The organism is Paenibacillus ihuae, assembly GCF_001368795.1.
Lineage (GTDB): Bacteria > Bacillota > Bacilli > Paenibacillales > Paenibacillaceae > Paenibacillus_AQ > Paenibacillus_AQ ihuae.
Genome location: NZ_LN831198.1, coordinates 416,952 through 426,615 on the forward strand (window position 1 = coordinate 416,952; position 9,664 = coordinate 426,615).

Here is a 9,664-nt window from a genome sequence, read left to right on the forward strand (position 1 = left end):
GGCAGTTTCATTTGTCATGCAGATTTATTATCTCTGGAATACGTGTGGACTATTCATGTTCCTATCTTGGACGGACTGTATCAAATAGGTACAGGCAGCGGTGCAACTATTGTGCAGCAGCTTCGTCTATTCTGAAAAGCAGTTTCCAGTATCACCCATAACCTGGAGGTGGGGCAACATGAGTCTGCAAGGAACGGCCAGTCGGACAAAAGCTTATTCGCTGCGGAGCATCGCAATGTCGCTTGTTTTTCTGCTGCTGTTTACGGCGTGCTTTACGGGTGCGGCATCAGCAGGGGCAGCGTCAGCAGCATCGAAGATGTCCACGGATCTGATCATCGTGAACAAGAAAACGAACAAACTGGGCTTTTTTAGCGGCGGCAAGCTGGAAAAGGCATTTCCGGTCGCCACAGGCAAAACCAAAAATCTGACCCCGGAGGGGACCTTCCGCATAGTGCTCAAGGTCAAGAACAGACCTTACTATAAAGAGCATATCCCCGGCGGCGATCCGGCCAATCCGCTCGGCGACCGCTGGCTCGGGCTGGAAGTGAACGGTACCTACGGCACTACCTATGCTATACACGGCAATAATAATGAATCCTCAATCGGCAAATATGTCAGTGCCGGCTGCATCCGGATGCATAATGACGACATTCACTGGCTGTATCCGCGCGTGGCCAAATATACGACGGTTATCATCACTTCATCCAGCCAGAGCATGGAGAATATCGCCTCCAAGGCCGGTTACCTGCTGGGCACCAAATTTTTTGCCGGAACCTTTGTCATTAACGGAGAGGCTGTAGCGCTGAACTCTCCCTTTGTAGAGGAGAATTCCCGTATCTACATTCCGCTTAGGGAAACGGTGAGTCTGCTCGGAGGCAGCTTGAGGCAAGAAGCGGGGACTGGTGCACTTATGATCACCATCGGCGGCCAGACCGTGATCCATAAACCGCTGTCGGCTATAGCAACGGTGAACGGTAAAGAGGTTGCTATGCTGGCCTCCCGGAATGTGGATGGCCGTCTGTATTTTCCGCTAGGCAGCTTGACGCCGCTCTTTGGACTGCCGTTCGTATGGGATGCCAAGAAGGGGACAGTAGAGCTGTGAGGCGCTGATTCCGGCAGTGTGTTATAACATCCGCTGGAGAATCCCAGTGCGGAAATGGTATAATTTTCAGCAGTATTCGAGTTATCGCACTGGGAGGCCTATAAGAATGAGAGAAGAGCTAGTTGCACAACTGGAATTATGGCATGAAGAGGATGAATTCCAGGAGATTGTGGATGCCATTATGGAGATTCCCGCCGAAGAAAGGGATTACGTGCTGACCAATCATTTGGGCAGGGCGCTGAATAATCTTGAGCGTTACGGAGAGGCGCTGGAGCAGTTCATGTCTGTCGAGGAGGAAGGCGGGGAGGATCCGCTCTGGCATTACCGTGTCGGATTCTGCAACTACTACCTGAAGCAGTATGACAAAGCCGCAAGTGAATTCGAAATTGCGGACCGGCTCGACCCTGAAGACGAGGACACGTTGGAGTTTCTGGAGCTCAGCCGCCGCAAGGCCGCCAAGAAAGCTGCCAGAGAAGCCGCCGCAGATGCTGCAGCCAATAAAACATCCGGCCCAAAACCCCTGCCCAAGTTTGATTCCGCTAATTTTTGGGATGACAGCGAGGAAGCGCTGGAGGACTATGTATCTGCACCGCTTACGGACGATATCATTGCATCGGTGGAAGAAGAGCTGGTCTTCAAGCTGCCGGCATTCTATACCGCGATGATGAAACAGCATAACGGCGGCATTCCCCGCAGCACCAAGTATTTATTGGGGAATGAAGCCGCCGATGCCGGCAAAGACCATATTATCATTTCAGGCATCCGCGGGATCGGACGGGACAAGAAATATTCACTCTGCGGTGAACTGGGCAGCTGGTCTGTCATTGAGAATTGGGGCTATCCCGAGTTTGGCGTAGTGATCTGCGACGCTCCTTCTGCAGGTCAAGGCGTTGTCATGCTGGACTACCGCTCCGGCGGAAATGACGGTGAGCCTGAAGTCGTGTATGTGGACCAGGAGAACAACCGCAAGGTTACATATCTGGCGAAAAATTTCGAAACCTTCATCCGCGGTTTAGTGAAGGAAGAGACGGTCTAGAAATAGCTGTGGAACTATAAAAGATGATTCCTGATTCTGATCAGGAGTCGTCTTTTTTCTGCTGGAGCGGAAGGAATCAGGGAACCAATATTGAAAATAATTGTATAAACATTCACACGGAAGGAGTGGAGGGGATGCTCACATACCGCAAGTTAGCCCGGGAGGATCTGGACACGATCTGTGCTTTTCCCGCGAATGAGGAAGAGCTGTTCTGCGTCAGTCCGAAATTCCAACATCCGCTGACGCCAGAGCAAATACTGCAGGTGCTGGAGGGAAGGTTTAATCCGACGGTTATCACCCGTGAAGACCATAGCGAGCCGCTTGCCTATGCAAATCTGTATGACAAAGACGAGGAACTGCATTCCTGCTGGCTCGGAAATGTAATCGTCAGCCCGGAACACCGGGGCACGGACGTTTCATCCTTTTTGCTGGAATCGATGATCGGCCAAGCCCGGAATGAGCATAACATCCACACGTTAAAACTATTTTGCCATAATACTAATACTAGAGCGCTCATATTTTACTGCAGGCACGGCTTCATCCCTTGCGGGTACAAAATCTTTCCTTATCTTAACCAGGGCAAAATTGTTGGAATTGAAATGTTCAAGAAGCTGGGATAAGAAGCATACCATGTCTATTCATTTTCCTTACAAAAAGGAGGTGCGGCAATGCAGAGCGTAGCTGTCATCACGGATATACACGGGAACGCTGCGGCGCTTGAAGCGGTGCTGCAGGATATTTTGGGCAGGGGGCTCCGGCAAATTGTTTGTCTGGGAGATGTGGTGGGGATCGGTCCTGATACGGACCGTGTATTTGAACTGCTGCTGTAGCAGGAGGAGATCACGTTCATTAGCGGCAATCATGACATTGCCCTGCAACGGGCGTTCCGCGGCGAGGAGCCGCCGCCCGGGAATCACGCCGAACGGGAGCATCACGAATGGCTGGCTCAAAGAATCAGTCCGCAATATATCGAACTTATGAGTTCATGGCCGATGAGGGCAACTGCAAGCATTGAAGGTGTGCCGATGTTGTTCACCCATTATCATCTCGATCCAGACGGCTGGTACATACCTGTAGATTGGAGTCCGGCGGCAGAGAGGCTGAATCAGTTGTATACGGATACGCCGTACAAGCTGGTTGCCTTTGGCCATCATCACGTGGTGCATCATTTTCATGCCGGAGAGACCACCTTCTTCAATCCGGGGGCGCTTGGCTGTGCCCATTCGGAGCATTCCGTTGCCAGGTACGGCATCGTGACTGCCCAGAGCGGGAGGGTAACTGCCGAAACGGTAGAGCTCGCTTATGACAACAGCGGTTTTCTCCGCTCGTATGAGCAACTTGGCGTGCCGGATAAAGATGCGATCCTTAGAATTTTCCATGGGAGGGCTTCACATTAGAATCCGAATTATCGGCGGCTGCGGGAGCGGGAAGTCTTTTATTGCCAGAGAGCTGTCGGAAAGATATGGCATCCCGTATTATGAGACGGATAATTTTGTATGGGAGAGAGGTCTTGTGGACAGCAGACGTTCTCCCGAAGCAAGAGATACCCGGCTGCTGGAGGCTGTAGCATTGAAGGAATGGATTATTGAAGGGGTGCACTACAAATGGGGGATAGAGAGCTTCCGCCAGGCGGATCTGATATTTCTGATCACCCCCAATAAGTATGTCAGAGATCTGCGGGTTGTACAGCGGTTTATAAAGACAAACCTTGGCCTGGAGCAGCGCAATTACAGACAATCCCTGCAGAACCTTTATGTCATGTTGTTCGAGTGGAACAGGAGCTTTGACCGGGAGGGTTTGCCGAAGATTCTGGAGCTGACTGAAGAGTTTGCCGCTAACCGAATTGTTGTGAAGAAGAATCGTGATATTCTGAAATATGTTGATGAATACGCGAATAGGGGCAGCTGTTAGAGGGGATTTATCCGGAGACAATGATTATAATTATTCTTTACCTGGCTTCTCTGCTATCAGATTGGATATACTGTAGCCATCATTGAATACGGACAATTACGGAGGTTCACCCGACTGATGAAGAACTAACACGTTTCCTAATGAAGACCAGTTCACTTGTGATGTGCACTTTAGCACAAGCCACGGGACGCCCGCTAGCGGGTGTACGGTCAGGGATACGTGTGTCTGTCGGGACCTTTACGATGCCAAAGAGGAACAGAACTGAGAATGGCGGCTGCCTGCTTCACAGGAGGCTGCTGCACTTAGCGTTGTTTTATTAGAGCACCGGACTCCCTTCATACGTTTCCTGTACCGCAGCCTGCTGGCTGCGGTTTTTTGTTTCTGTCCGCAGCGGAGGCTTCAGTACGTAACAGACGATTTAAGGAAGCGGAGGAATGAAATATGACCTTGATTAAAGTGAAAAATATAAAAAAAGAGTGGAACGGTATCCCCTTATTCGAAGGGGTATCCTTTGAAATTACTGAAGGAGAGCGGGTGCTGCTGTTTGGGCGCAACGGCATTGGCAAAACAACGCTGCTGCAGGGGCTGCTCGGCAGACTGGCTTTTGAGGAGGGCAGTGTCTACTGCGGACTGGACCGGGAGGAATGGGGGGTACTGGATCAGCAGCTTGGGGTTCAATCCGAACTCAGCACCCTTGAGTTCGTCTTATCGGCTTCAGGGCGGCTTGCAGAGCTGAAGCCCAGATTGGAGCAGCTGGCCCGCAGGCTGGAAGAGACCGGTGGTTGGGATGAGGAGGCCGTTGCCGAATATGGCGAAGTTTACGACAGCTACGTGCAGCTGGATGGTTACGGCTGGGAAGCCAAAGCGGAGAAATGTCTTAGGCAGCTGAAGCTGGAGCCGTCCCTGTGGAGTCAGCCCTACCGCCTGCTGAGCGGGGGCCAGAAGACAAGGGTGCAGCTCGCTGCACTGCTCGCCCGGCAGCCGAAGCTGCTGATACTGGATGAGCCGACCAATCACTTAGATGAAGACACGATGGAGTGGCTGGAAGATTGGGTGCGGACCTATCCGGGCACGGTGTTCTATGTTTCGCATGACCGCACCTTTATTGACCGCACCGCTACCAGTGTGCTGGAACTGAGCCCGTCGGGCTGCCGCCGCTATCCCGGAGCTTATACACAGTACAGGGAGCAGAAGGAATTGGAAGCGCGGACGCTGGAGGGGCAGCACCGGAAGCAAGAGCTGGAGAAGGAGAAGCTCCTGGAGAGCATACGCCGGTATGCCCTCTGGTTCCAGCAGGCGCACAGTGCTGCCGGGCAGAATGATTTCCGGCGGGCCAAATCGAAGAAGAACGTCTCCCGGCTACACGCCAAGGAGGCCAGTCTGGAGCGGCTGGAGAAGAATCGCGTGGAGCTGCCGAAGGCGGCGCCTAAGCTGAATATGAAGCTGGAAAGTGAAGCCTTCCAGGGAGATGCACTTCTGGATTTGCAGGATATCACCTTAGCCTACGACGGCGGGCCGCCGCTGCTGGAGCACTTCGGACTGTCGCTGCGGCGGGGCGACCGTCTGTCTGTCCTGGGACCAAACGGTGCCGGCAAATCATCGCTGCTGAAGCTGATATCAGGGATTACGCAGCCGGCCGGAGGCTATGTGCGCATTCATCCCTGCACGAAGATCGGGTATTTTGCCCAGGAGCTGGATCATCTGAAACCCGATTCGACCATCCTGGACAGCCTGCTCGAGCTGCCGGGCATGACGCATACAGAGGCGCGGACCATTCTGGGCTGCTTTTTATTCCCGCGGGAGGATGTTTTTAAGACCATCGGAGACTTAAGCCTGGGCGAGAAATGCCGCGTGGCCTTCCTGCGTTTGTATTTCGGTAAGGCTAACCTGCTGGTACTGGATGAGCCGACGAATTATCTCGACATCGATACCCGGGAACGGGTGGAAGAAGCGCTTGCGGCTTACCCTGGCGGGCTGGTTATCGTCTCGCATGACCGGTATCTCCACGCCAAAGTCGCTAACCGGCTGCTGCTGCTTGGACGCGGTCAGAAACCGCAGTTCTTTCCGGGCACCTTTGCCGAATATACTGCCAATGAACGCAGCCGGACGCTTACCCCCGAGGAACAATCCCGCGAAGGAGAGCTCCGGTTACTGGAAATGCGGCTGGCCGGGCTGATGCGGAGTGAACCTGCAGAGACGGAGCATGAGAACCGGGAGCTGCTGCGGGAGATTGTAAGCCTGCGGCAGGAGATTGGCGAATACATGGAGGGGAATTGAAAAATATGGAGAATTTAATAGAATAATGAAAAGCTTTTATGAGGGAGGCACTCTCAAATGCGGATGAGGGAAATCAAGCTTATGACGTTAGAAGAGGGACAGCAGGTAGCGAGAGAGATTATGGGCTCTCCATAACAGAAGAACAGCATTACAAAGCAAGGATAAATAAACTATATAGTTTGAACTTGAAAATACACATTTATGGAAAGTGGCGGAAGGGAATTTTGGAACTATAGGAGCGGTAGCGTCCGCCTGAAAGCTTTCCGTAGGAAAGCTCGCTTCGGAAGCATAAGCAGTCTGCAGATTTCCACCGTGAACAGCGGTATAGAATCAAGAAATCTGCAGGCGGGCAGCGGCCGGAAGTCCAAATAATCTCTGTAGTCACGGCCAATCCCGAAATAGAAAAATCACAAGTTCAATCTATATAGCAACAAAGCCGATTTGGAGGAACAAAATGGATCAAGATATAACAGAACGCCTGGGAGAAGGCGACTACGTAGGATTTTGGAAAAGAGTACTGATCAGCCTGCTGGATTTTATGATTCTGGCGGTTCCTGCTTATTTTTTGAACAGATGGGCTGTTTCAGCAGCCGAACAGTATAATTCAGGGGTTCCGCTATGGATTCAATGGGTGCTGCTTACACTGTTTAATATTTTTATGGTTGTTAGGTATGGCGGAACTCCGGGGAGATTGCTCCTGCGGACGAGGATTGTGAATGAGCGGGGAGATTATCCTACTGTGAAGCAGGCGTTCATCCGTTACAGTTTTTATCTGATTAACTCGCTGCTGGGAGTCATTGTTACTGCCGGGAATGGTTCGGTGACTGCGGCCGACAATTATTATTCCAATTGGGTGCCGCTCTGCACTGCGCTTGTTCAGATTGTCAGCTTCGTTATCCTCGTTGATTGTCTGATTATTGTATTTTCCAGGCGCAACCGGGCGTTCCATGATGTGATGGCAGACACCTATGTGGTGAAGAAGGCAGCGCTGGATGAGCTGAAGTAACCAGGTTGAACAAAAAAAGGGACGGACAACAGGCAGCATTGCTGCCGGTGTTGACTGTCCCTTTTGCGTGTGCGCGGCCTGCTATCCCGCTTTTTAGCCAACCTCCAGCACAGCCTGGATGAATGCCTTCAGCGCCGACGGATTGCCCTCCCGGGTCCACTGCTCCAGGGCTTCATGCTGCCCGCTCACATATGCGTCCAGCTTCTCGTTCATTAGCTGGCCAAAAGCCTCCGGCTGACCGGCCCGCTCCGCTTGAAGCTTAAGGATCAGCAGCGGCCAGGTGTAGCCGCCTTGGCTATACATATGCTGAGGATAACGTTCCGCCAGCTCCAGAACCGAGGACAAAGGCTGCCCGGCAGCCAGCTCTGCGGCCAGATAGCTGCCGACAAAGCGGTGGCTGGGATCTTCCTTCATCGAGATCGCCAGCTGCTCCCGGGCTTCGTCCAAGCGGGCTTGAAGCATCAACGCAGTGGCGTTGAGCGAACGTCCATAGACATTCGGCTCCTCTCCGTTCAATTTAAGGTACTGAGCGTAGTACTTGCTGTAGTTCTCCCATTCGGAACGGTCATAATAGTAATCAGCCAGACTGAAAGCATAACTGACATCCGGGCGAAGCTCTACCAGCTTCCTTAATAAAGCCATAGCTTCGTCTTCCAGCCCGGCATCCTTCGTATCGGAATATTTAGCGAGCATTAGATGAATCAGCATTTTCAGAGAATGCGCATCCTGCGGATTCGCGGTGTAATCCCGGCGGTAGGCCCCTAGCGCCTGTTCGAGCTTCTTGTCTACAACCAACTGGTCGGCAGCGGTAAGCGTGCGTGATTTCAGATAAAAGAAAGGCAGATTGCCGACCGTCTCTTCATTGAGCCGGTAGCCGTTGCTGCGGGTGATCACATGGCCTTGTCCGTCATAGGCGTCGATACTCCAGGAGAACTTGCTGTCCGGATTGGCGAAGCCAAGCAGGGAAGAGGGGGAGACCGATTGCCACCCTTCTCCGCTGCTGCCGGTGGAGAAACCGCTGGTAGAGAAACCGCCGCTGTTATACAGCTCATCCACCGGAATTGTTACCTGATTGTCCGTTATCTGCTGGCGGACCACAGTGCTGAAGCTGCCGCCGTCGTCCATAACAGTGGTACTTAAGCTGTAGTAGGCAGCCCCTTTAACGGCTTCCCAACTGAAATTCACCGCGGAGCCGGTCAGAACCTGCGAATTTACGGGTGATTTCAGCTCCAGCAAGGGCTGAAGGGTAATATTGCGCGTTATAGCATCGCCCGCTTTGAGTTCTATCCAGTCATCACTCTGCACAGGCCAGGTCCAGCCGTCAATCTGCTCAAAGCTGAGCCCCAGCTGGATCTGATAGAAGCCGGGAACAATCCCGGAGAATTGAAAGTGCCCCTCGGCATCCGTGACGATCTGATAGGGCTCGGAATCATAGTACACACTATGGTAGAGCTCGCTTTCCGCACGCAGAAAAATGCCGGCCCCGGCTACCGGCGTGCCATCGCTTTTGGTAAGGGTGCCCGTTATTGTAGCCGGGCGGTTAAATCCCATATCCACTGCGGTTTGAAGTGCAGCCTGCAGGACGGTGAGCTGTTCTTCCGTGGATGACACACCATGCTCTGGCGCAGCCGGTTTGCTGTTCTGACTGCTGCCGGGGCCAGTGGCAGACGGATTCTCCCCCTGCAAACTGCTGTCCGCTGTTTGAAATTCTGCTTCTATGTCTGCCCAGTCCTTCCGGTACTTCTCCAGCGCGCTATTCACCAGCCGGAGCGCCTCACTGCCTTTGCCTTGGGCGAACAGCAGCCGTCCCTTTAGCCATGCGGTCTTAGCATCCAGCTCCATCTCGTTATACTGGACAGGGAATTCAGACTGCCGGAGCAGTTCCTCAGCCAGCGTGAATGTTCCGGCATTCAGCGCCCGCTCTGCCCGCAGCAGTATCAGCTCCCGCGTTGTTGAAGAATTGCTGCTGAACCGCTTTACTGCTTCTGCAATTGCTTTATCTGCCTCGTTATCCGTATTTCCACGCTCATCATATTCGTAGACCAACTGTTTCACCGCATTCCGCAGCCAGATGTCAGCAGACCCATTCAGGATGTATTCCTCAAGCAGCTTAATCCGGTCTTCGGGCAGGAGCGGAGAGAGTACTTCTTCATTCTCGATCTGGTTCACCTGACTCATGGAGCCGCCCGCATATACATTGAACCAATAAGCCGGGACGGAATTGGCGGGTTCAATGACTTCCTTGCGGATCAGCTCCATCCGTGCGCTGCCGGTACTAGCGTCTAGCTTCTGCAGCAGCTCGGTACGCGCGGCTGCGGAAGCCGCCTGGGAT

At 52.9% G+C, this 9,664-nt stretch carries 9 protein-coding genes; 8 read left to right on the top strand and 1 reads right to left on the bottom strand.

The features are described 5' to 3' along the window. The first annotated feature begins 178 nt into the window (after window positions 1–178). From AQR02_RS35075 to AQR02_RS01965, 8 genes are all read left to right on the top strand, one after another. Window positions 179–1,102: a L,D-transpeptidase family protein gene (locus AQR02_RS35075; RefSeq protein WP_054939155.1), complete on the top strand. Its 924-nt coding sequence runs from the start codon at window positions 179–181 to the stop codon at window positions 1,100–1,102. A 106-nt stretch (window positions 1,103–1,208) separates the two neighbouring features. After that, window positions 1,209–2,138: an SMI1/KNR4 family protein gene (locus AQR02_RS01935; protein WP_054939156.1), complete on the top strand. Its 930-nt coding sequence runs from the start codon at window positions 1,209–1,211 to the stop codon at window positions 2,136–2,138. Between the two features lie 134 nt (window positions 2,139–2,272). After that, a complete protein-coding gene (locus AQR02_RS01940; RefSeq protein ID WP_159067667.1) occupies window positions 2,273–2,758 on the top strand; it encodes a GNAT family N-acetyltransferase in 486 nt (161 codons plus the stop codon). Between the two features lie 48 nt (window positions 2,759–2,806). Beyond that, on the top strand, window positions 2,807–2,968 hold the full coding sequence (locus tag AQR02_RS31775) for a metallophosphoesterase family protein (protein WP_108721957.1): 162 nt from the start codon (window positions 2,807–2,809) through the stop codon (window positions 2,966–2,968). Window positions 2,969–2,986: 18 nt separating this feature from the next. Beyond that, window positions 2,987–3,535, top strand: a complete 549-nt coding sequence (locus AQR02_RS01945; RefSeq protein ID WP_280818637.1) for a metallophosphoesterase family protein — start codon at window positions 2,987–2,989, stop codon at window positions 3,533–3,535. Then, window positions 3,516–4,049 carry an AAA family ATPase gene (locus tag AQR02_RS01950; protein ID WP_054939159.1) on the top strand — a complete coding sequence of 178 codons (534 nt, stop codon included), beginning with the start codon at window positions 3,516–3,518 and terminating at the stop codon, window positions 4,047–4,049. The genes AQR02_RS01945 and AQR02_RS01950 overlap by 20 nt, the downstream gene beginning before the upstream one ends. 441 nt (window positions 4,050–4,490) lie before the next feature. Further along, window positions 4,491–6,326, top strand: a complete 1,836-nt coding sequence (gene abc-f, locus AQR02_RS01955) for a ribosomal protection-like ABC-F family protein (RefSeq protein ID WP_054939160.1) — start codon at window positions 4,491–4,493, stop codon at window positions 6,324–6,326. A 454-nt stretch (window positions 6,327–6,780) separates the two neighbouring features. Next, the gene (locus AQR02_RS01965; RefSeq protein WP_054939162.1) at window positions 6,781–7,332 is read left to right on the top strand and encodes an RDD family protein; all 552 of its coding nucleotides are present in this window, start codon (window positions 6,781–6,783) and stop codon (window positions 7,330–7,332) included. Between the two features lie 93 nt (window positions 7,333–7,425). On the opposite strand, the gene AQR02_RS01970 is transcribed toward AQR02_RS01965, so the two are convergent. Beyond that, window positions 7,426–9,664: carboxypeptidase-like regulatory domain-containing protein (locus AQR02_RS01970; protein WP_108721958.1), on the bottom strand; the 2,239-nt coding region annotated here is incomplete at its 5' end.

Excerpts from the sequence above, each read along its gene's own strand:
- AQR02_RS35075 (WP_054939155.1), top strand. The coding sequence starts at position 179 with ATGAGTCTGCAAGGAACGGCCAGTCGGACAAAAGCTTATTCGCTGCGG.
- AQR02_RS01935 (WP_054939156.1), top strand. The coding sequence starts at position 1,209 with ATGAGAGAAGAGCTAGTTGCACAACTGGAATTATGGCATGAAGAGGAT.
- AQR02_RS01940 (WP_159067667.1), top strand. The coding sequence starts at position 2,273 with ATGCTCACATACCGCAAGTTAGCCCGGGAGGATCTGGACACGATCTGT.
- AQR02_RS31775 (WP_108721957.1), top strand. The coding sequence starts at position 2,807 with ATGCAGAGCGTAGCTGTCATCACGGATATACACGGGAACGCTGCGGCG.
- AQR02_RS01950 (WP_054939159.1), top strand. The coding sequence starts at position 3,516 with ATGGGAGGGCTTCACATTAGAATCCGAATTATCGGCGGCTGCGGGAGC.
- abc-f (WP_054939160.1), top strand. The coding sequence starts at position 4,491 with ATGACCTTGATTAAAGTGAAAAATATAAAAAAAGAGTGGAACGGTATC.
- AQR02_RS01965 (WP_054939162.1), top strand. The coding sequence starts at position 6,781 with ATGGATCAAGATATAACAGAACGCCTGGGAGAAGGCGACTACGTAGGA.